Source organism: Pseudomonas sp. FIP_A4 (assembly GCF_036701605.1).
Taxonomy (GTDB): Bacteria; Pseudomonadota; Gammaproteobacteria; order Pseudomonadales; family Pseudomonadaceae; genus Stutzerimonas; species Stutzerimonas phenolilytica.
The window spans coordinates 685,070-706,507 of record NZ_JAYDXP010000127.1; the positions used below are offsets into that span (position 1 = coordinate 685,070).

The following is a 21,438-nucleotide window of genomic DNA, read 5'->3' on the forward strand; positions in this document are numbered from 1 at the left end:
CATGTCCCGTACCGTCACTGTCGCCGCCACCCAGATGGCTTGCTCCTGGGATCGCCAGGCGAACATCGCCAACGCCGAGAAGCTGGTGCGCGAAGCCGCCGCCAAGGGCGCGCAGATCATCCTGATTCAGGAACTGTTCGAGACCCCCTACTTCTGCCAGAAGCCCAACCCCGAGTATCTGCAGCTGGCCACCTCGGTCGAGGACAACCCGGCGATCCGGCATTTCCAGAAGGTCGCCGCCGAGCTCAAGGTGGTGCTGCCGATCAGCTTCTTCGAACTGGCCGGGCGCGCGCGCTTCAACTCCATCGCCATCATCGACGCCGACGGCACGCTGCTCGGCGTCTACCGCAAGAGCCACATCCCGGACGGCCCCGGTTACCACGAGAAGTACTACTTCAACCCCGGCGACAGCGGCTTCAAGGTCTGGCAGACCCGCTATGCGCGCATCGGCGTGGCCATCTGCTGGGACCAGTGGTTCCCCGAGACCGCCCGCAGCATGGCGCTGATGGGCGCCGAACTGCTGTTCTACCCCACCGCCATCGGCAGCGAACCGCACGATCCGAACATCACCTCGCGCGACCACTGGCAGCGCGTGCAGCAGGGTCACGCCGGAGCCAACCTGATGCCGCTGATCGCCAGCAACCGCGTCGGTAAAGAGGAGCAGGACGGCTACGACATCACCTTCTACGGCTCGTCGTTCATCGCCGACCAGTTCGGCGCCAAGGTCGAAGAAATGGATGAGACCAGCGAGGGCGTGCTGGTGCACTCGTTCGATCTCGATCAGCTGGAGCATATCCGCAGCGCCTGGGGCGTGTTCCGCGACCGCCGGCCGAACCTCTACGGCCCGATCCGCACCCTCGACGGCCAGACGCCGTCGGAATGAACGCAGGGTGGAAAACGGCCAACGGCCTTTTCCACCGGTTGTACCCTCGGTGGAAAACGCTGCGCGGTTTTCCACCCTACGAGAGAGATCGCGATGACCATCCTCAGCTCCACGCCGCGCCAAGACGGCTTCCACATGCCCGCCGAATGGGCGCCGCACAGCCAGACCTGGATGATCTGGCCGGAACGCCCGGACAACTGGCGGGACAACGCGTCACCGGCTCAAGCAGCCTTCACCGCTGTCGCCAAGGCCATCGCCCGCTTCGAGCCGGTGACGGTGTGCGCCTCGGCCGCGCAATACGTAACCGCCCGCGAGCAGCTCGACGATCCGCGCATCCGCGTGGTGGAAATCAGCAGCGACGACGCCTGGGTGCGTGACACCGGGCCGACCTTCGTCATCGATGGCAAGGGCGGCCTGCGCGGCGTCGACTGGAGCTTCAACGCCTGGGGTGGCGAGGATGGCGGGCTGTATGCCGACTGGCAGCGCGATGACGAGGTGGCGCAGAAGATCCTCGAGCTCGAACGCTGCCAGCGCTACCGCACCGCAGGCTTCGTGCTCGAGGGCGGCTCGATCCACGTCGACGGCGAGGGCACGCTGATCACCACCGAGGAATGCCTGCTCAACCGCAACCGCAACCCGCAGCTGTCACGCGAGGAAATCGAGGCGGTGCTCGCCGAGCACCTGGCCATCGACAAGGTGATCTGGCTGCCGTGGGGCCTGTACAACGACGAAACCGACGGCCACGTCGACAACTTCTGCTGCTTCGTGCGGCCCGGCGAGGTATTGCTGGCTTGGACCGACGATGTCAACGACCCCAACTTCGAGCGCTGCCAGCAGGCGCTGCGCTGCCTCGACCAGGCCCGCGACGCCCGCGGTCGCGCGCTCAAGGTGCACAAGATGCCGATTCCCGGCCCGCTGTATGCGACCGAGGAAGAATGCGCTGGCGTGCAGCCGGCGGAAGGCAGCCAGACGCGTGCAGCAACGATCCGTCTGGCCGGCAGCTACGTGAACTTCCTCATCGTCAACGGCGGCATCGTCGCGCCGAGCTTCGACGACCCGCACGACAGCGAGGCCGAGGCCATTCTGCGCAGGCTGTTTCCCGAGCGTGAGGTGGTGATGGTGCCGGGGCGGGAAATTCTGCTGGGCGGCGGCAACATCCACTGCATTACCCAGCAGCAGCCGCAACCGTAGGTCGCGGCAAGGTTCGCGCCGGCTAGGCGACGATGACCTGGTTCTTGCCCAGCCGCTTGGCCTTGTACATCGCGGCGTCGGCGCGGGCGAAAACCGACGCCAGTTCGGCGTCGTCGGCCCGCAGGTAGGTCAGACCAAAGCTCGCGGTGACGCTGAAGCGCGTCCCGTTCGGCAGGCTGAACGACAGGCGCTGGATCTCGCGCTGCAGGCGCTGGGCGATCTGTTCGGCCAGGTCCGGCTGGCAGCCGGGCAGCACCGCGGCAAATTCCTCACCGCCGATGCGACCGAACACGTCACCGCGGCGCAGCACCGAGGCGCCGCACTGTGCCACGCGCTGCAACACCTGGTCGCCGATCGGATGGCCGTGAGTGTCATTGATGCGCTTGAAGTCATCGATATCCAGCAGCAGGAACGCCAGTGGCGAAGCGAACTGCTGGGCATGCTCGAATTCGCGCTGGGCGCAGTCGAAGAAGTGCCGGCGATTGCTGCTCTGGGTCAGCACGTCGGTGGTCGCCAGGCGCTGCAGTTCGCCTTCGAGCTGTTTCTTCTCGGTGATGTCCTCGGCGATGCCGACGATGATCGGTCCCTGGCCATTCTCGGCACGCCGACCGAGGAAACACTTGTCGCTCAACCAGCGCAGCTGGCCGTCGCCGCGGATGATGCGGTACTCGCGGGTTTCCACGGCACCCTCGTCGAGCACTTCGAGCAGGCTCTTCTGCGCATAGTCCAGGTCGTCCGGGTAGATGCTGTTGCGCCACTCGCCGTAGTCGGCCAGCAGCAGCGCCGCCGAGCGACCGAAGATCTGCTCGTAGGCCGGGCTGACGTAAACCATCCGCTGCGCCTGCCAGTCGAACGCCCAGAGCACGGCGTTGACGCCGCCGAGCAGGGTGCTGAACAGCTGATCGCGCGCACTCAGGCGCGCCACCTCGCCGCGCGCATGCATCAGCGCCATCAGCGTCTGCGCATCTACGCCCGGCAGCATCCCTATCCCCTTTTCGCTTCGCTTGCTCGCCAACTGCATGTGCTCGTCCCGACCCGCCGCAACCGTCTGCCGCAGCAGCTTCAATGATTCAAGAAGCTGTTCAGAGAGTCGGCAACCGACAAAGTTCCGGGGCAGCACCCAACGGTCGCTTGTGCCGTCCGAAAGGTCGTGAGCGGGCTGTTCGGGTGGCGTATCTCGCACATGCCGCAGACAAGACCGACCGTCGCCTGACAGCTGATTTTCCGTCGCCCTTCGGTTGTGATGAACGACATGTTGGCGCCGGCCCCTGCAAACCGCCGCACGAGTTGGTCTACAATTCGCGCCCTCATGATGTCAGTACGCCATCACCCGTTGTTTCTGGAATCTGCCGGCGATGCAGCATCGATCTGACGTTTCTCCTCCCGTGTACCGTGTGGCCGCACACCGCTGCCGCCGGAGCGCGCCATGCGCATGACCTTTCTGCGTCTGCCCAAGCCCCGGCGGTTGTTCGGCCTCGGCAGTCTGCTGCTGGCGCTGCTGTTCGGCGCACTGGCACTCAACGACCATTTCGGCCGCGCGGCACTCTGGAAACTGGAAGTCAGCAACCACGGCAACCTGCAGAGCCTCGCCCTGCAGAGCGCTCAGCGCGGCCAGGAACGCCAGGCGCAGACCCTCGCCGCCACGCTGGCGGATGACCCACGGGTGCTCGCGGCGATGCGCCAGCTCGACCCGCTGCTGCGCGCCGGCACGCCCTGGAGCGACTCGCGGGTACGCCTGCTGCGGCTGCAGCTGAGCGAGTACCTGCTGCCGGCGTGGCAGGCCATGCAGACTCAGCAGGGCTTGCAATTGCAGCTGTTCTGGGGCGCCGAGGGCTACAACGTGCTGCGCATGCAGCGCCCCGATGCCTATGGCGATCCGCAGGCCGCGCAGCGCCCGCTGCTCGCCGCGGCGCTGCGTGAAGGGCGCAGCCAGGTCGGCCTCGACATCGGCCGCCACGGCGCCAGCAACCGCAGCATCGTGCCGCTGCGCGGCGAGGGTGACGCCGCCGGCGAGGTCATCGGCGCACTGGAGGTCGGCTTCGACGCCCTGCCCCGGCTGGACGAGCTGGGCGAGCAACTACGCGCCGGGCTGGCACTGATCGTCGACCGCAAGGCCTTGCTCGCCGCACAGGTGCCGCCTCCGGTCGGCGCGCAGCTGGGCCGTAACGGCGACTGGCTGCTCGTCGGCCACTCGGCCACGCAGGTGCTGCAATGGGCGCAGCGGGAGCTGCTGCCGGCACCGGCGAGCGGCATGGCGCAGCGCGTGCTGGAGGCGGACGGGCGCAGCTTTCTGGTCAACCAGATTCCGCTGCACGATACCCGGCAGCAGCAGGCGGCGCGCGCGCCCGTGGCCGCCGCGCTGGTCTGGCGCGACATCAGCGCACTGGTCGCCGAGCGCGCGCGGGCCGAGGAGCTGGTACTGCTGAAATGGGGCATGGCCTGGCTGATCGCCGAGCTGCTGCTGTGGCTGCTGGTGTTCCTGCTGCAACGGCGCCTGATCGTCCAGGAACAGCACCGCCTCAGCCAGCAGCAGCAGGCGCGCAACCACCAGCGCATGCTCGAACGCGCGCAGAAGATCGCCAGCCTGCTGCCGGGCATGGTTTTCCAGCTCAAGCGCTACGCCGACGGCCGCTACGCATTCCTCTATATCAGCGAAGGCGCCAGCGCGCTGTATGGCCGGAACGCCACCGAGCTGACCGGCGATCCACGCCTGGCGATGCGCAGCGTGCACCCCGACGACCTGCCGCGCATGCGCCACACGCTGACCCGCGCGATCCGCGAAGGCAGCGCAGCCACCGAATTTCGCCTCGACAACCCACAGCGCGGCACCCTCTGGCTGGAGGGTCGCGCCAGCGCCGAGAATCTCGCCGACGGCTCGGTGCTCTGGCACGGCGTCGTCACCGAGATCACCGAGCTGATGCAGGCCACCCGCGCGCTACAGCAAAGCGAGAGTCGCTATCGCGGCATGGTCAGCAACCTGCCTGGCGCGGTCTATCGTTGCAGCGACGATGCCGAACGCCGCATGCACTACCTGAGCGAGGGCATCGAACGCCTGACCGGCTACCGGGCGGACGACCTGATCGGCGAGCGCGCGCGCAGCTATTTGAGCCTGGTCCATCCCGACGATCTGCCACAGGCGCGGCGCCCGGCGGGGCAGGACGTCTACGAACTCACCTACCGCATCCGCGACGCCAGCGGCCGCGGGCTCTGGCTGCGCGAACGCGGCCGGCTGCTGCACGACGCCGACAGCGGCGAGGCATGGTGCGAAGGTTTCATCTGGGACATCACCGCGCACCGCCGCGCCCAGCAGGACATGCAGGAGCGCGAGCGCTACCTGAGCATGCTGATCGCCAACGTCATCGACGCGATCATCATCATCGACCAGCGCGGCATCATCGAAACCTTCAACCACGCCGCCGAGACCGTGTTCGGCTACAGCGCCGCGCAGGTGCTCGGGCGCAACCTGTCGATGCTGATGCCCGAGCCCGATCGCTCGGCGCATGACGGCTACCTCGACACCTACGCCCGGCGCGGCATCCCCCGCGCGCTGGAGCAGAACCGCGAGCTGACCGCGCTGCGCAGCAATGGCGAAACCTTCACCATCGAACTGCGCGTGTCGCAGATCACCCACCACGGCGAATGCAAGTTCATCGGCCTGGTGCGCGACATCACCGAGCGCAAGCGCATCGAACGGCTGAAGAGCGAGCTGGTCTCCATCGTTAGCCACGAACTGCGCACGCCGCTGACCTCCATCGCCGGCGCACTCGGGCTGATCACCGGCGGCGCGCTCGGCGAGACGCCGACGCCGATGCGCGACATGCTCGCCATCGCCCAGCAGAACAGCCTGCGCCTGGGTCGGCTGATCGACGACCTGCTGGACATGGATAAGCTGGTCGCCGGCAAGATGACCTTCGCCCTGCGCGTACAGCCGCTGCGCCCGCTGCTGGAGCAGGCGCTGGCCAGCAACCGCGGCTATGCCGGGCAGCAGCGCGTGCGGCTGGTCCTGCGCGGCGAGGCGGACCCGCTGGTCAACGTCGACGACGATCGCCTGCAGCAGGTGCTGGCCAACCTGCTGACCAACGCCATCAAGTTCTCGCCGGTCGAAGGTGTGGTCGAACTGAGCATCGAACAGCGCGGCGGGCAGGTCTGGGTCGGCGTGCGCGACCAGGGCCCCGGCGTGCCGGAGGCGTTTCGCGCGCGGATCTTCGAGAAGTTTTCCCAGGCCGACTCGTCCGACACCCGGCAGAAGGGTGGCACCGGCCTGGGCCTGGCGATCAGCAAGGAGCTGATCGAGCACATGGGCGGACGCATCGGTTTCGACTCCGTGGCCGGCCAGGGTGCCTGCTTCTGGTTCGAACTGCCCGTCGCCACGCCTGCACCGTTCGAGCGCCGCAATGAACCCGATTGGCAACCACCGGAGAACATCGCATGAGTGAGCTACGACGCATCCTCCACGTCGAGGACGATCCGTCCATCCAGGCCGTGGCCCGCCTGGCGCTCGAAGTGGTTGGCGGCTTTCAGGTGCTCTCCTGCGCCTCGGGCGCGCAGGCACTGGACGAAGTCGAGACCTTCGCCCCCGACTTCATCCTGCTGGACGTTATGATGCCGGGCATGGACGGCCCGCAGACGCTGCGGTGCCTGAGCGAGCGCATCGATCTGGCGCAGGTGCCGGTAGCTTTCATGACCGCCAAGGTGCAGCCGCGCGAGATCGAACACCTGCGCAGCCTCGGCGCCCGCGACGTGATCATCAAACCGTTCGATCCGATGCGCCTGGCCGATCAGATTCGCAGCATCTGGGCGGCTGGCCGATACTAGAGCGCTAGTCACCCCGATTCATGACCCGTGCAGGCTTCCATGCAGTCAACGCCACCGAGCCCAGCGTCACCCCCGGCGCCCTCCGCGCCCCGCGAGCTGTCGCGGCTGGCGGCGCTGCTGCGCTACGAAATCCTCGATACGCCCGAGGAAGACCAGTTCGATGACTTCACCGTGCTCGCCGCGCGCCTGTGCGGTACGCCGATCGCGCTGATCTCGCTGGTCGACGAGCACCGCCAGTGGTTCAAGAGCCGCGTGGGTCTGGGGGTCAGCGAAACCCCGCGGGAAATCTCCTTCTGCACCCACACCATCGCCGGCAGCGGCATCTTCGAAGTTGCCGATGCGCAGCAGGACCCACGCTTTGCCGACAACCCGCTGGTCACCGGCGACCCGCACATCCGCTTCTACGCCGGCGCGCCGCTGAGCACCCCGGATGGCTACCAGCTCGGCACGCTCTGCGTCATCGACCGCCAGCCGCGCCAGCTCGACGCCGAGCAGCGCGACACCCTGGCGCGTCTGAGCCGCCAGGTCATGCGCCTGTTCGAGACGCGCCTGCTGGCACACCGCCACGCCGAACAGGCCGCGCTGCAGCAGGCAATGCTCGACAGCGCCACCTCGGCGGTGCTGGTCACCGACATCGACGGCCATATCGCCAGCCTCACCCCCACCGCCGAGCGGCTGCTCGGTTTCAGCCAGCAGGAGCTGCTCGGCCAGCCGCTGGTCGGGCTGTTCGACCCGCGCGCGCTGCAGCGGCACGCCGCGGTGCTGAGCGCCGAACTGGGCCGCTCGCTGGACAGCGACTTCGCCGCGCTCACCACGCCGCTGCCCAACTGCCGGCGGGAAATGTCGCGCTGGCAGCTGCGCCATCGCAACGGCGCCGAAGTGCCGGTGCTGCTCAGCGTCGCACCGATCCGCGACGAACAGGACGCGCCGCGCGGCTACCTGATCAGCGCCTACGACCTGGCCTACCAGGAGCAGCTGCGCCTGCGCCTGCAGCAGATCGCCGCGCAGGTGCCGGGCATGCTCTTCCAGTTCCAGTGGCGGCCGAACGCACCGGGACGCTTCCTCTACGTCAGCGAAGGTGTCGAGGCGATCTACGCGCTGACGCCCGCCGAGCTGAGCACCAGCATCGCGCCGATCTTCGCGCGGGTGCCGCTCGCAGACCGTCCGGCACTGCTGCGCAGCATTCGCCAGGCCACCTCCAGCCTGAGCAGCTGGCATGCCGAACACCGCATCGATCACCCGCGCAAGGGCCTGATCTGGATCGAAGCGCGCGCCACGCCGCTGCCGCAGGCCGACGGCTCGGTGCTCTGGCACGGCCTGGTCACCGACATCACCGCGCGCAAGGCCGAGCAGCTCGAGCTGGACAAGCAGCAGGAAATGAACCGCCGCCTGCTCGAGGCGCTGTCCGAAGCCGTCATCGCCTGCGACGCGGCCGGCAACCTGACGCTGTTCAACGAAAAGGCCAAGCAGTGGCACCGCGCCGATGTGCTGCCGATCCGCGTGGAGGAGTGGAGCGCGCAGTACCGGCTGTGCCTGCCCGACGGCGTGACGCCGATGCCGGCCGAGCGGATTCCGCTGTGGCGCGCGCTGCACGGCGAGCGCATTAGCAACGAGGAAATGACCCTGATCGCCGGCGAAACGCCGCGCCACGTGCTGGTCAACGCCGATCCGCTGTACACCTCCGCCGGCGAGCCGATGGGCGCGGTGGCGGTACTGCACGACATCACCGAACGCAAGCGCATCGAACGGCTGCAGCGCGAGTTCATCTCCACCGTCAGCCACGAGCTGCGCACGCCGCTGACCTCGATCACCGGCGCGCTGGCGCTGCTCGGCTCCGATGTCATGGGCGTGGTGCCGGGCGAAATGCGCGAGCTGCTGGACATCGCCTACCAGAACAGCCAGCGGCTCGGCGCGCTGATCGACGACCTGCTCGACATGGACAAGCTGGCCGCCGGCAAGATGCGCTTCGTCCCGCGCCTGCAGCCCCTGCAACCGCTGCTGCAGCAGGCGCTGAGCGGCAATCGCGGCTACGCCGAACGCCACGGCGTGCATTTGCAACTGCAGCCCGGCGAGGCCCTGCGGGTGCGCGTCGACGACCGGCGCCTGCACCAGGTGCTGAGCAACCTGCTGGCCAACGCGGCGAAATTCTCCCCGCCCGGCGAAACCGTCGAGTTGCGTGCCGAACGACGTGACGGCCGGGTACGCGTCAGCGTCCGAGACCGGGGGCCGGGAATCCCCGCGGGCTTTCGCGAGCGGGTGTTCCAGAAGTTCGCTCAGGCCGACTCCTCCGACAGTCGCCAGCAGGGCGGCACCGGCCTGGGCCTGGCGATCAGCAAGGAGCTGATCGAGCACATGGGCGGACGCATCGGCTTCGACTCGGTCGAAGGCGAAGGCGCCTGTTTCTGGTTCGAACTGCCCTGCGAGCCACCCGCGACGGCCGAGGAAGGCGCCCGATGAGAGAGCTCAAACGCATTCTGCATGTCGAGGACGTGCCGTCGATCCAGGTGATCACCCGCATCGCGCTGGAGAAGCTCGGCGGTTTCGAGGTGCTCAGCTGCCCGTCCGGTCAGGCCGCGCTGGAGCAGGTCGAGGCCTTCGCGCCGCAGCTGATCCTGCTCGACGTGATGCTGCCGCAGATGGACGGCGTCGAGTTGCTGCGCCAGCTCGCCGAACGCATCGACCTGAGCGACGTGCCCGTGGTGTTCCTGACCGGCAACCTGCAGTTCGAGGAGCACGACGAGCTATCCCGGCTGGGCATGCACGCCGTGCTGCACAAGCCGTTCGACCCGCTGCAGCTGGCCGCCCGACTGCGCACCATCTGGGAGGAGCGTCACCATGCTGTCTGAGGGCGCACTCGCCGAACTGCAGCGCCAGCTGCAACTGCAGAACGAGCAGTTCGCCGAACGCCTGCGCCACGAGCTGCCGGCGCTTGGCGAGCTGGCCGGCGAACTGCAGCACAGCGGCACGCCGGCGCAACGCCGCGAGCAGGTGCGGCGGATCCGCGAGCAGCTGCACAAGCTGGCCGGCGCGGCAGGCAGCTTCGGCTTCGGCCCGCTCGGCGAGCGCGCCCGTGTGCTCGAACAACGCGCCAACCGCTGGCTCGACAGCAGCAAGCCGAGCGCACAGGCGCTCGGTGCGTTCGCCCGCGCCGTGCGCCAGTTCGCCGAATTTGCCTGGCACGACGGCCATGCGGTGTCCGACCTCGGCCCCAGCGAGCTGCACGACGAGCCGCTGCCGGGCTGCCGCATCTATCTGCTGGAAAGCGATGCCGTCGCCGGTGCCGGCATGGCGCAGACGCTGGACAACTTCGGCTACGAAACGCTGCTGTGCCGCGATTTCGCCACGCTGCAGCAGGCCGTCGAGCAGCAGCTGCCCGATGCGCTGATCGTCAGCGTCAGCCGCGACGACGAGCTGCTGCCGATCGCCGCGCTGCAACAGCGCCTGGGCACCGCGCTGCCGCTGCTGGCGATCCACTCGAACGCCGGATTCGCCAGCCAGCTGGCTGCCGTGCGCGCCGGCGCCCAGGGCTTCTTCTCGCGGCCGCTGGACCTTGCCCAGCTGGAGAACAGCCTGGAGCGCTGCCTGAACCGCCAGCAGGGCGAACCCTATCGCGTGCTGATCGTCGACGACGACCACGCCCTGGCCGAGCGCTACGGCCTGGTGCTGCGCAACTCGCAGATGCAGGTGCAGACGCTCAGCGAGCCGCGCCGCGTGCTGGAGCTGATGCACACCTTCAATCCCGAGGTGCTGGTGCTGGATGTCGACATGCCCGGCTGCAGCGGTCCGGAGCTGGCGCAGATGATTCGCCTGCACGACGAATGGCTGCGGGTGACGATCATCTACCTGTCCGCCGAGACCGACATCAACCGGCAGATGGCCGCGCTGCTCAAGGCCGGTGACGACTTCCTCAGCAAGCCGCTGGGCGACAGCGAACTGATCGCCGCGGTGTACTCCCACGCCCAGCGCGCCCGCTCGCTGAGCACCGCGCTGTCGCGCGACAGCCTGACCGGCCTGCTCAAGCACGCCGACATCAAGGACCAGCTGGCCATCGAAGTGCAGCGCGCCAGCCGGGCCAGCAAGCCGACCAGCGTGGTGATGCTCGACCTCGACCACTTCAAGCAGGTCAACGACCGCTACGGCCACGCCGCCGGTGACAGCGTCATCCGCGCGCTGGCCAATCTGCTGCGGCAGCGCCTGCGGCGGATCGACAGCCTCGGCCGCTACGGCGGCGAGGAATTCGTCGCGGTGCTGCCCGAATGCACCGCCGAGGAGGCGCGGCGCATCTTCGACGAGATCCGCGAGCGCTTTGCCACGCTGACCTTCAACGCCAGCGACGCGCGCAGCTTCACCGTCTCGCTCAGCGCCGGCATCAGCGCCACCGAAGGCGAGACCCCGCCGGCGGTGCTGCTCGAACAGGCCGATCAGGCGCTGTACATCGCCAAGCGCGACGGCCGCAACCAGGTCCGCATCGCCAGCGCCGGCTGACCACCGAACTACCGCAGCCGCAGCGAGTCCAACGTCATAGCCCGAATCCGGACGGCCATGCCATGCGCGCTCGTCCAGCGGCACAAGGAGTCCAGTTTGCATACCCGGCCCGCCATACGCTGGCATCCGTTCGCCTTTGTCGTTGCGTTCATGCTACTGGTCGCCCTCGGCTGGCAAGGCAAGCGCACCCAGGAAGCGGTGCTGCAGACCAACCAGGCCGTCAGCCAGAGCCTCGAAACCATCACGGCGATCCAGGCGATTCGCTCCGCGCTGCAGGACATCGAAACCGGCACGCGCGGCTTCGTCATCACCGCCGACGAGGCCTATCTCGACGCCTATGCCAGCGGCCTGATCGAACTGGAAGCCCACCGCCGCCAGCTGCAGGAGTTTGCCGACGCGCGCGGCTACCCGCAGCAGCGCTGGTTCGAGCAGTTCGACAGCACCGCCGCCGAGCGCCTGACCATCGCGGCCAGCAATATCCGCGTGCGCCGCGAGAGCGGCCTGGCCGTCGCTGCCACGCACCTGCACCAGGCCGGCGGCAAACAGCTCATGGACCGCCTGCGCGCACTGCTCGACGCTGTCGAAAACCGCGAGCGGCAACAGCTCTTCGATGCCAACCGGGCGGTTCGCGAGACCATCGCCCACAGCCGCCGCGTGGCGCTGATCGGCAGCCTGCTGGTGGCCGCGCTGTTTTTCGCCGCGCTGTGGGCGGTACGCCGCAACCTGGTCACGCGTCAGGCGCTGGCCCGACAGGCGCAGGCCGGCGAGGCACGACTGGATGCGCTGCTGCAGACCATTCCCGATCAGCTGTATGCGATCGACGCCCGGCAGCAGGTTTCCAGCCTGTCGCAGCCGCGCAGCATCCGCGGCCCTGCGCCGCAGGCCATCGAACCGCTGCTGCTCGACCTGCTGGCGCAGCCGGATGCCGACTACCCGCGGCAGAACATCTGGTGCGAGGTGGCCAGCCGACGCATGTTCGAGGTCCGCCTGCTGCCCACCGGGCTCGGCGACCACCTGGCCATCGCCCGCGACATCACCGAGCTGCAGCGTAACCGTGACAGCCTGCAGCAGCAGCAGGCGTTCCTGCGCAAGGTGGTCGACACCGACGAAAACCTGATCTTCGTGCGCGACGCCCACGGCCGCTTCCTGCTCTGCAACACTGCCTTCGCCGCCCTGCTCGACTGCCTGCCGCAGCACATCGAGCAGCGCCGCCTCGACGAGCTGCCGGGCGCGCAGCGGCTGCTGCCGTTGTTGCAGGGCGAAAGCGAACTGCTTGCCGGCGGCGAACTGCGCAGCAGCGACGTCAGTCTCATCGACGCCTTCGGCCAGGAACGCTGGCTGCAACTGGTCAAGCGGCCGCTGCGGCTGTCGCCGAGCATCTGCCACGTGGTCACCGTGGCGGTGGACATCTCCCTGCGCCGGCGCATGGAACAGATGAAGACCGAGTTCATTTCCACCGTGAGCCACGAGCTGCGCACGCCGCTGACCGCGATCCGCGGCGCGCTGGGCATGCTCGCCAGCGGTTTCGTCGCGCCCGGCACGGCCGAGGCACAGCCGCTGCTGGAGATCGCCCACAAGAACAGCGAGCGCCTGGTGCGGTTGATCAACGACATCCTCGACATCGAGAAGCTCGAGGCCGGCCGCCTGACCTTCGACCTGCGCCTGTGCGACGTGCGCGCGCTGGTCGCGCAGGCGCTGCACGACATCGAACCCTATGCGCGCAGCTTCGACGTGCAGCTGCAGCAGGTGCCGCCGGACGACGCCGCGCGCGTCGAGGCCAACCTCGACCCGGACCGCTTCGCCCAGATCATGGCCAACCTGCTGTCCAACGCGATCAAGCACTCGCCCGCCGGCGGCCGCGTCAGCGTCGACCTGCGCAGCGGCGCGGACGGCCTCGAACTCGGCGTGCAGGATCAGGGGCCAGGCATCCCGGAGAGTTTTCGCGGGCGCATCTTCGAGCGCTTCGCCCAGGCCGACGCCTCCGACGCCCGCCGTCGCGGCGGCACCGGCCTCGGCTTGGCGATCACTCGCTCGCTGGTCGAGCAGATGCACGGCAGCATCGGTTTCGACAGCCAGGAAGGCCGTGGCACGCGCTTCTGGCTGCGCCTGCCGCTGGCGACTGCGTCGGCCCCTGCGCTCGCGCCGCCAGCCGCGGCCGGGCAGAGCCACATTCTCATCGTCGAACCGGATTGCGCCGCGGCCGCGCGACTGGCCGAGACGCTGCACGAGCAGGGCCACGCCACGCTGCTGGCCGCCACGGCGCTGGACGCCCGCGACCTGCTGGCCGAATACCGCGTGCAGGCGCTGACGCTCAGCCCGGCGCTCGCCGACGAGGACGTCGGCGCCTTTCTCCAGGGCCTGCGCAGCCAGCCGGCCTACCGCCATCTGCCGGTGCTGATCGTCGGTCTGCAGCCGCAGCGCCGCGACGAAGACGACGGCCAACTGCGCGGCGGCGCGGTGCGCGTGATCGACTGGCTGCCCAAGCCGGTCGACCCGGCACGGCTGCTGGATGTGGTCAACGCCTGCCTGACCGAGCACCCCGCACGGCCGCGCATCCTGCATGTCGAGGACGACCAGGACCTGCGCCTGCTGCTGGCGCGGCAGATCGAGCCGCTGGACATCGAACTGCAGGGCGCCGCCAGCCTGGCCGAGGCGCGCCGCCTGCTCGGCGCGCAGAGCTACCAGCTGGCGATCGTCGACCTGATGCTGCCCGACGGCGACGGCAGCGAGCTGTTCGACCAGCTGGCGCAGGCCGTACCGCCGCCGCCGGTGATCATCTTTTCCGCGCTGGATGCGCCCGTGCACGACAGCCGGCTGGTCCTGCGCCAGCTGGTCAAATCCCGCCACGATGGCCGTGAGCTGGGGGCGCTGATCCAGCACCTGTTGCACCACCGTACCCCCGCAACCGAGGCAGACGAGGACGATGCATGAGTGAATCCAGCGGCCAACGCATCCTGATGGTGGAAGACGAAGAAGACATTTCCTTCCTGGTGCGCTTCATGCTGGAGCGCCACGGCTTCAGCGTCGATCACGCGGCCAACGGGCGAGAGGCACTGGAGCTGATCGCCGGTTCGCCGCCGCCCGACCTCACCCTGATGGACATCATGCTGCCGTACCACGACGGTCTCGAACTGATCGAGCGCCTGCGCGCGCAACCTGGCTGGGAGCGGGTGCCGGTGCTGATGCTGACCGCCAAGGCCCGCGAGGTAGACATCGTCCGCGCGCTGGAGCTGGGCGCCGACGACTATGTGACCAAGCCGTTCCAGCCGGAGGAATTGCTGGCGCGCATCCGCCGTCTGCTGCGGAGACCGCGATGAAGCGGCGGATCTGGCTGGCGCTGGCGCTCTGCGCGCCGCTGGCGCAGGCGGATGTCGCCACAGCGCGGCGCCAGGTCGAGGCCCAGCAGCTCGACGCCGCGCAGGCGACGCTCGAAGCGCATCTGGCGCGCCAGCCGGAGGACGCCGAGGCGCAGTTCCTGCTGGCGCGCGTGCTGGCCTGGCAGGGCCGCACGCAAGCGGCACTGGCGCGCTATCGACAGCTGCTGCAACGCGAGCCGGACAACGCCGACTACCTGCTCGGCCAGGGCCAGGCGCTGCTCTGGGCCGGCCGGCCGCGCGCCGCCCTGGACGTGCTGGAACGCGCCGCGCGCCGCGCACCGGACTATGCCGAGGTGCAGCAGCTCATGCAGCAGGCCCGCGCCGCACTGACCTCACCGGCCACCGCAACGGCGCCGGCACTCGCCGAGCCGCCGCGGCGACGCCACGAGCTGGAACTGTCGACCCGCCGCGACTGGCTCGACAGCGGCTACGACGACTGGCGCAGCCAGCGCCTGGACTACGCCTCGACCCAGCCCGAAGGGCTCGGCTGGTACGCCGCGCTGCTGCGCGAACAGCGCTTCGGCGAGTGGGATCGCGGCGCCGAACTCGGCGGCGTGCTACCGCTGGATGCCAACTGGACCGTCCAATCGGAAGTCGGCTACCAGCCTTCGCCGCATTTCCTGCCGCAGTGGCATGCCGACCTGCGTCTACAGCGGCGCCTGCCGGCGGGCTTTCTCGGCGCGGCGAGCATCCGTCGTACCGAGTACGAAACCACCCGCGTCGATCGTCTGGCGCTCAGCGGCGAGCGCTACTGGAATGCCTGGCGCGCCAGCTACACGCTCAACCTGACCGACGTGCAGAACGCCGGCACACCGGTCGGCCACGACCTGGCGCTGGACTACTACTACGACAACCTCAGCTACGCCGGTCTGCGCCTGACCGTCGGCGAGGAAGAAGCCGTCGAGGAGCAGCGACTGATCACCAGCGATGTGCGCGCCATCGGCGTGCAGGGGCGCCACTGGCTCAACAGTGGCTGGGCGCTGACCTGGGAATTCGGCCAGCATCGCCAGGGCGACTACTACCAGCGCCGCTGGTTGCAGCTGGGGCTGCGCCATGCCTTCTGAGTGGCTCGCCGGCTGCCCGAGCTGGCTGTGCGCCCCGCTGCTCGACCTCTGGCCGCAGGACCGCATGCTGCAGCTGGCCCTGCAGGCGGCGCTGGCCTTGAGCGCGCTGACCCTGCTGGTGATGCTGCAGGTCCTGCTGCTCGGCGAACTGGCGCGCCGTCGCGCCGCACGCCGCCAGCAGTTCAACGAACGATGGCGCCCGCTGTTCGCCCTCTGCAGCCTCGGCGAGGAGCTGCCCGACCCGTTGCCGGCGCTGCCGCGTCGGCAACGCCTGTGGTTCCTGCTGCAATGGAACCGCACCCAGCTGCAGCTGCGCGGCAGCGCCCGCGAGCGGATGAACCGCGCACTGCTGGCGCTGGGCATGGATCGGCACGCGCTGGAGCTGCTGCGCGGGCGGGTGCGCAGCAAGCTGATCGGCCTCACCTGTCTGCGCCACCTCGCCGACCCGGCGCACTGGGACGCGGTGCAGCCGCTGCTGTTCAGCCGCAATGCCAGCGTCTCGCTGGCCAGCGCCTACACGCTGATCGCCATGCAGCCGGCGCGCGCCATGCAACTGATCCTGCCGGCCGCCGCGGCGCGTACCGACTGGGCCTTGCCGCGTCTGGCGGGCCTCTGTCAGCAGGCCGGCGAGCAGGCGGTGACCGAACCGCTGCTGGCGGCCCTGGCCGATCCGGTGATTGCCGGCCGCGAGCGGCTGATCGCACTGTTGCCGCATGGCGAGCCACGCCAGGTCGCGCCCTGGGCACGGGCGCAGCTGGACGAAGGTGCCGCGGCCGAGCACCAGCAGGTCGCGCTGCGCTGCCTGGCCGAGCTGGGCGATCCGCGCGACCGCCCGCGCCTGTTGCCGGCCCTCGCCCATAGCGACCCGGATGTGCGCCTGCACGCGCTGCAGGCGCTGGGCCGGCAGGCGCGCGGCGATGATGCGGAACTCTTCCTGCCGCTGCTCGCCGACCGCAACTGGGGCGTTCGACAGGCGGCGGCCGATGGCCTGGCCCGGTTGCCCGGCGCCAGTCCCGAGGGCCTGCAGGCACTGCTCGCGAGCGTGCCGGACCGCTACGGCCAGGACGCCCTGCGCCGCGCCATCGCCGAGGTACACCGATGAGCATCGACTGGCTGTGGTGGCTGCAGCTGGGCTTCATCCTCTACTTTCTGCTACTCAACGGCATGTACCTGCTGCTCAACGTGCTGTCGATGGCGAGCCTCACCGGCTACATGCGCCAGCGCGCCGAAGTGGGCGAGATCACGCCTTATCTCGGCGTAGAGCCGCCGGTTTCCGTGCTGATGCCGGCCTTCAACGAAGCGGCGACGATCCGCACCTCGGTGCGCTCGATGCTGCAGCTGCAGTACCCGGAGTTCGAGGTGCTAGTGATCAACGACGGCTCGACGGACGCCACGCTGGCGTTGCTGATCGAGGAGTTCGATCTGGTGGCACATCCCGCCCCGCTGCGCCAGAGCGTGCCCCACCAGCCAATCGAGGCGGTCTACCGCTCGCGCCGTTACGCCAACCTGCGGGTCATCGACAAGCTCAACGGCGGCAAGGCCGATGCCCTGAACGCCGGCATCAATGCCGCGCGCCACGGCCTGTTCTGCGGCGTCGATGCCGACTCCATCCTGCAGCGCGACAGCCTGCTGCGCGTGGTACAGCCGTTTCTGGAGGACGAACGCACCGTCGCCGCCGGCGGTACGGTGCGCATCGCCAACGGCTCGCAGGTACGCGGCGGCTTCCTGATCCAGGCCGGCCTGCCGCGCAACTGGCTGGCGCGTCTGCAGATCGTCGAGTATCTGCGCGCCTTTCTCTTCGGCCGCCTCGGCTGGTCGCCGCTCAATGCGGTGCTGATCATTTCCGGCGCCTTCGGTCTGTTCGACCGCGAGCGGGTGATGGCCGTCGGCGGCTATCGCACCGACACCGTCGGCGAGGACATGGAGCTGGTGGTCCGCCTGCACCGCTACCATCGCGAACGGCGCCTGCCCTATCGCATCCGCTACCTGCCCGATCCGATCTGCTGGACCGAATGCCCCGAGGACCCCGGCACCCTCGGCCGCCAGCGCAGCCGCTGGCAACGCGGGCTGGCCGAAAGCCTGAGCCGGCACGCACGGCTGGCCTTCAGCCTGCGCGGCGGCGCGGCCGGTTGGCTGGCCTGGCCGTTCATGGCGCTGTTCGAGTGGCTGGGGCCGCTGATCGAGCTGGCCGGTTACGCGTTCATGCTCGGTGGCTTCGCCGTCGGCGCGGTGTCCTATGCGGCGCTGGCGGCGTTCCTGCTGGTGGCCATCGGCATGGGCATCCTGCTGTCGGTCAACGGGCTTCTGCTGGAAACCCTGTCGTTTCGCGTCTACGAACGGCGCCGCGACATGCTGCGGCTGTTCCTGATGGCGGTGCTGGAGAATTTCGGCTATCGCCAGCTCAACACGCTCTGGCGCTGCCGCGGGCTCTGGCAATGGTTCTCGCGACGCAAGCACCAGTGGGGCGTCATGCGCCGCAGCGGAACTTGGGGGCAATAAACTGGCCGCCGCGTAGGGTGGGCTTCCGCCCACCCTACGGCGCTTTCGGCGCTGCGTTCGACGACGCCAGGCCCGGGGTTACAGTTTGATCCAGGTGGCCTTCAGCTCGGTGTACTTGTCGAAGGCATGCAGCGACTTGTCGCGGCCATTGCCGGACTGCTTGAAGCCGCCGAACGGCGCGGTCATGTCGCCGCCATCATACTGGTTGACCCACACGCTGCCGGCGCGCAGCGCCCGTGCGGTGCGGTGCGCCTTGGACAGGTCGGCGGTCCACACCGCGGCAGCGAGGCCGTAGGGCGTGTCGTTGGCGATCGCCACCGCTTCCTCGGCGCTGTCGAAGCTGATCACCGAGAGCACCGGGCCAAAGATTTCCTCCTGAGCGATCTTCATCGCATTGTCGACGCCATCGAAGATGGTCGGCTCGACGTACAGCCCGCCGGTTTCCTCCAGGGTGCGCTGGCCGCCGATCAGCACCTGCGCGCCGGCCTGGCGCCCGGCGTCGATATAGCCGAGCACTGTATTGAGCTGCTGGGTATCCACCAGGGCGCCGACGTTGGTTGCCGGGTCCAGCGGGTTGCCCGGCTTCCAGCCCTTGAGCGCCTCCACCACCATGGGCAGGAAGCGCGCCTTGATCGAACGCTCCACCAGCAGCCGCGAGCCGGCGGTGCAGACCTCGCCCTGGTTGAAGGCGATGGCGCCGGCCGCGGCCTGGGCAGCGGCCTGCAGGTCGGGCGCGTCGGCGAAGACGATGTTCGGGCTCTTGCCGCCCGCCTCCAGCCAGACGCGCTTCATGTTCGACTCGCCGGCGTAGATCATCAGCTGCTTGGCCACCCGCGTGGAGCCGGTAAAGACCAGGGTATCGACGTCCATGTGTAGCGCCAGCGCCTTGCCGACGGTGTGGCCGTAGCCCGGCAGCACGTTGAGCACGCCGGCCGGAATGCCGGCGTCGATCGCCAGCTGGGCGATGCGGATGGCTGTCAACGGCGACTTCTCCGACGGCTTGAGCACCACCGAGTTGCCTGTGGCCAGCGCCGGGCCGAGCTTCCAGCAGGCCATCATCAGCGGGAAATTCCACGGCACGATGGCCGCCACCACGCCGACCGGCTCGCGGGTGACCAGTCCGAGCTGGTCGTGGGGCGTGGCCGCTACCTCGTCGTAGATCTTGTCGATCGCCTCGCCGCTCCAGCGCAGCGCCCGCGCCGCGCCGGGAATGTCCACTGTCAGCGAATCGCCGATCGGCTTGCCCATGTCGAGGGTTTCCAGCAGCGCCAGCTCCTCGGCGTGCGCCTCCAGCAGCTCGGCGAAGCGGATCATGACTGCCTTGCGTTTGGCCGGTGCCAGCTGCGCCCAGCTGCCTGCGTCGAACGCGGCCCGCGCGCTGGCTACGGCGCGCTCGGCATCGGCCTGGTCGCAGCTGGCCACCTGCGCCAGCTGCCGACCGTCGATCGGGCTGATGCAGTCGAATTGGGCGCCGTCCGCGGCCGCGGTGTATTCGCCCTGGATGAAGGCACGGCCTTCGATGCGCAGGTCACGGGCACGCTGTTGCCAGTCGGCGAGGGTCAGGGTGGTCATGAGGCATCCTCTTGCGGTTATTCGGCTGCGGGAAAAGGCACCCTAAACCAGCGGCGCGGGGGCTATCAATATTTTTTACGGGCGCCGCCGTTTGTGCCTTGTTTTGTTCGTTTTATTAAACATAGACTCGAACGACCTTCGCCGTGCACACGGCCTCTCGCCGGTGCATGCCCATCGCCGCACTGCCGCCTTTGCCGGAGCCCGTCATGGCCAACGATCTTCATCCGACCGCATCGCCCGATCACTTCTGGATGCCCTTCACCGCCAATCGCCAGTTCAAGGCGGGCCCGCGACTGCTGGAGAGCGCCGAGGGGCTGTACTACACCGCCAGCGACGGCCGCCAGATCCTCGACGGCACCGCCGGGCTGTGGTGCTGCAACGCCGGTCACGGCCGGCGCGAGATCAGCGAAGCGGTGAGCCGGCAGATCGCCAAGATGGACTTCGCACCGACCTTCCAGATGGGGCATCCGCTGCCATTCGAGCTGGCCGAGCAGCTCAGCCGCATCACCCCACCGGGGCTGAACCGGGTGTTCTTCACCAACTCCGGCTCTGAATCGGTGGATACCGCGCTGAAGGTCGCCCTGGCCTACCAGCGCGCCATCGGCCAGGGCACTCGCACCCGCCTGATCGGCCGTGAGCTGGCCTATCACGGCGTCGGTTTCGGTGGCATTTCGGTCGGCGGCATGCCGAACAATCGCCGCGCCTTCGGTGCCCTGCTACCGGGCGTCGATCACCTGCCGCATACCCTCGATCTGCAGCGCAACGCCTTCAGTCGTGGCCTGCCGCAGTATGGCGTCGAGCGCGCCGACGAACTGGAGCGGCTGGTGACGCTGCATGGCGCGGAAAACATCGCCGCGGTGATCGTCGAGCCGATGTCCGGCTCGGCCGGGGTGATCCTGCCGCCGCTGGGTTACCTGCAGCGTCTGCGCGAGATCACCGCCAAACACGGCATCCTGCTGATCTTCGACGAGGTGATCACCGGCTTCGGTCGCGTCGGCAAGGCCTTCGCCGCCGAACGCTGGGGCGTCACGCCGGACATCCTCACCTGCGCCAAGGGCCTGACCAACGGCGCGGTGCCGATGGGCGCGGTGTGCGTCGCCGATCACCTGTTCGAGGCCTTCATGAGCGGCCCGGAAAGCGCCATCGAGTTCTTCCACGGCTACACCTACTCCGGCCACCCGGTGGCCTGCGCCGCAGCGCTGGCGACCCTGGAGATCTACCGCAACGAGCAGCTGTTCGAGAAGGCCATCGCGCTGGAAGACTACTGGCAGGACGCGCTGTTCAGCCTGCGCAGCCTGCCCAACGTGATCGACATCCGCACCGTCGGGCTGGTTGGCGGCCTGCAGTTCGCCCCCCATGCCGACGGCGTCGGCAAGCGTGCCTACGAGGTGTTCCGCCAGAGCTTCGAGAACGGTCTGCTGGTGCGCGCCAGCGGCGACACCATCGCGCTGTCGCCGGCGCTGATCGTCGACAAGCCGCAAATCGACGCGATGATCGCGCGCTTCGCCGATGCCATCCGCACGGCCGGATAAACCCCGGCCCGGAAATGAAA

General features: G+C 68.7%; 15 protein-coding genes. 13 read left to right on the forward strand and 2 right to left on the reverse strand.

Annotation, left to right across the window (positions count from 1 at the left end):
• Nucleotide 1: 1 nt before the first annotated feature.
• A complete protein-coding gene (gene aguB / locus U8L64_RS18550) occupies nucleotides 2-883 on the forward strand; it encodes an N-carbamoylputrescine amidase (RefSeq protein WP_043295128.1) in 882 nt (293 codons plus the stop codon).
• 93 nt (nucleotides 884-976) lie between these two features.
• On the forward strand, nucleotides 977-2,074 hold the full coding sequence (gene aguA, locus U8L64_RS18555; protein ID WP_333398460.1) for an agmatine deiminase: 1,098 nt from the start codon (nucleotides 977-979) through the stop codon (nucleotides 2,072-2,074).
• A gap of 22 nt (nucleotides 2,075-2,096) precedes the next feature.
• Here the strand turns inward: aguA and U8L64_RS18560 are convergent, their stop codons facing one another.
• Nucleotides 2,097-3,095 carry a GGDEF domain-containing protein gene (locus U8L64_RS18560; RefSeq protein WP_043295125.1) on the reverse strand — a complete coding sequence of 333 codons (999 nt, stop codon included), beginning with the start codon at nucleotides 3,093-3,095 and terminating at the stop codon, nucleotides 2,097-2,099.
• 411 nt (nucleotides 3,096-3,506) lie between these two features.
• Between U8L64_RS18560 and U8L64_RS18565 the strand changes: the two genes are divergently transcribed.
• From U8L64_RS18565 to U8L64_RS18610, 10 genes are read left to right on the forward strand one after another with little or no spacing between them, the layout of a single operon-like run.
• The gene (locus U8L64_RS18565) at nucleotides 3,507-6,506 is read left to right on the forward strand and encodes a PAS domain S-box protein (RefSeq protein WP_442965300.1); all 3,000 of its coding nucleotides are present in this window, start codon (nucleotides 3,507-3,509) and stop codon (nucleotides 6,504-6,506) included.
• Complete coding sequence (locus U8L64_RS18570) at nucleotides 6,503-6,889, forward strand: response regulator (protein ID WP_043295124.1); 387 nt, start codon at nucleotides 6,503-6,505, stop codon at nucleotides 6,887-6,889. Before U8L64_RS18565 ends, U8L64_RS18570 begins: the two co-directional genes overlap by 4 nt.
• 39 nt (nucleotides 6,890-6,928) lie before the next feature.
• The gene (locus U8L64_RS18575; RefSeq protein WP_333398462.1) at nucleotides 6,929-9,346 is read left to right on the forward strand and encodes an ATP-binding protein; all 2,418 of its coding nucleotides are present in this window, start codon (nucleotides 6,929-6,931) and stop codon (nucleotides 9,344-9,346) included.
• The gene (locus U8L64_RS18580; protein WP_043295096.1) at nucleotides 9,343-9,735 is read left to right on the forward strand and encodes a response regulator; all 393 of its coding nucleotides are present in this window, start codon (nucleotides 9,343-9,345) and stop codon (nucleotides 9,733-9,735) included. The genes U8L64_RS18575 and U8L64_RS18580 overlap by 4 nt, the downstream gene beginning before the upstream one ends.
• Complete coding sequence (locus U8L64_RS18585) at nucleotides 9,725-11,374, forward strand: diguanylate cyclase (RefSeq protein ID WP_333398463.1); 1,650 nt, start codon at nucleotides 9,725-9,727, stop codon at nucleotides 11,372-11,374. The genes U8L64_RS18580 and U8L64_RS18585 overlap by 11 nt, the downstream gene beginning before the upstream one ends.
• 57 nt (nucleotides 11,375-11,431) lie before the next feature.
• Nucleotides 11,432-14,305 (forward strand): ATP-binding protein, encoded by a 2,874-nt coding sequence (locus U8L64_RS18590; protein ID WP_442965297.1) that lies wholly within the window; start codon nucleotides 11,432-11,434, stop codon nucleotides 14,303-14,305.
• The gene (locus tag U8L64_RS18595) at nucleotides 14,302-14,691 is read left to right on the forward strand and encodes a response regulator transcription factor (protein ID WP_043295092.1); all 390 of its coding nucleotides are present in this window, start codon (nucleotides 14,302-14,304) and stop codon (nucleotides 14,689-14,691) included. The genes U8L64_RS18590 and U8L64_RS18595 overlap by 4 nt, the downstream gene beginning before the upstream one ends.
• On the forward strand, nucleotides 14,688-15,815 hold the full coding sequence (locus tag U8L64_RS18600; RefSeq protein WP_234302989.1) for a YaiO family outer membrane beta-barrel protein: 1,128 nt from the start codon (nucleotides 14,688-14,690) through the stop codon (nucleotides 15,813-15,815). The genes U8L64_RS18595 and U8L64_RS18600 overlap by 4 nt, the downstream gene beginning before the upstream one ends.
• Complete coding sequence (locus U8L64_RS18605; RefSeq protein WP_333398465.1) at nucleotides 15,805-16,917, forward strand: HEAT repeat domain-containing protein; 1,113 nt, start codon at nucleotides 15,805-15,807, stop codon at nucleotides 16,915-16,917. Before U8L64_RS18600 ends, U8L64_RS18605 begins: the two co-directional genes overlap by 11 nt.
• A complete protein-coding gene (locus U8L64_RS18610; RefSeq protein WP_054093878.1) occupies nucleotides 16,914-18,314 on the forward strand; it encodes a glycosyltransferase family 2 protein in 1,401 nt (466 codons plus the stop codon). The genes U8L64_RS18605 and U8L64_RS18610 overlap by 4 nt, the downstream gene beginning before the upstream one ends.
• Nucleotides 18,315-18,392: 78 nt before the next feature.
• On the opposite strand, the gene U8L64_RS18615 is transcribed toward U8L64_RS18610, so the two are convergent.
• The gene (locus tag U8L64_RS18615; protein WP_333398466.1) at nucleotides 18,393-19,886 is read right to left on the reverse strand and encodes an aldehyde dehydrogenase; all 1,494 of its coding nucleotides are present in this window, start codon (nucleotides 19,884-19,886) and stop codon (nucleotides 18,393-18,395) included.
• A gap of 206 nt (nucleotides 19,887-20,092) precedes the next feature.
• On the opposite strand from U8L64_RS18615, the gene U8L64_RS18620 reads away from it, so the two are divergent.
• Nucleotides 20,093-21,418 carry an aspartate aminotransferase family protein gene (locus U8L64_RS18620; RefSeq protein ID WP_043295085.1) on the forward strand — a complete coding sequence of 442 codons (1,326 nt, stop codon included), beginning with the start codon at nucleotides 20,093-20,095 and terminating at the stop codon, nucleotides 21,416-21,418.
• Nucleotides 21,419-21,438 lie beyond the last annotated feature (20 nt).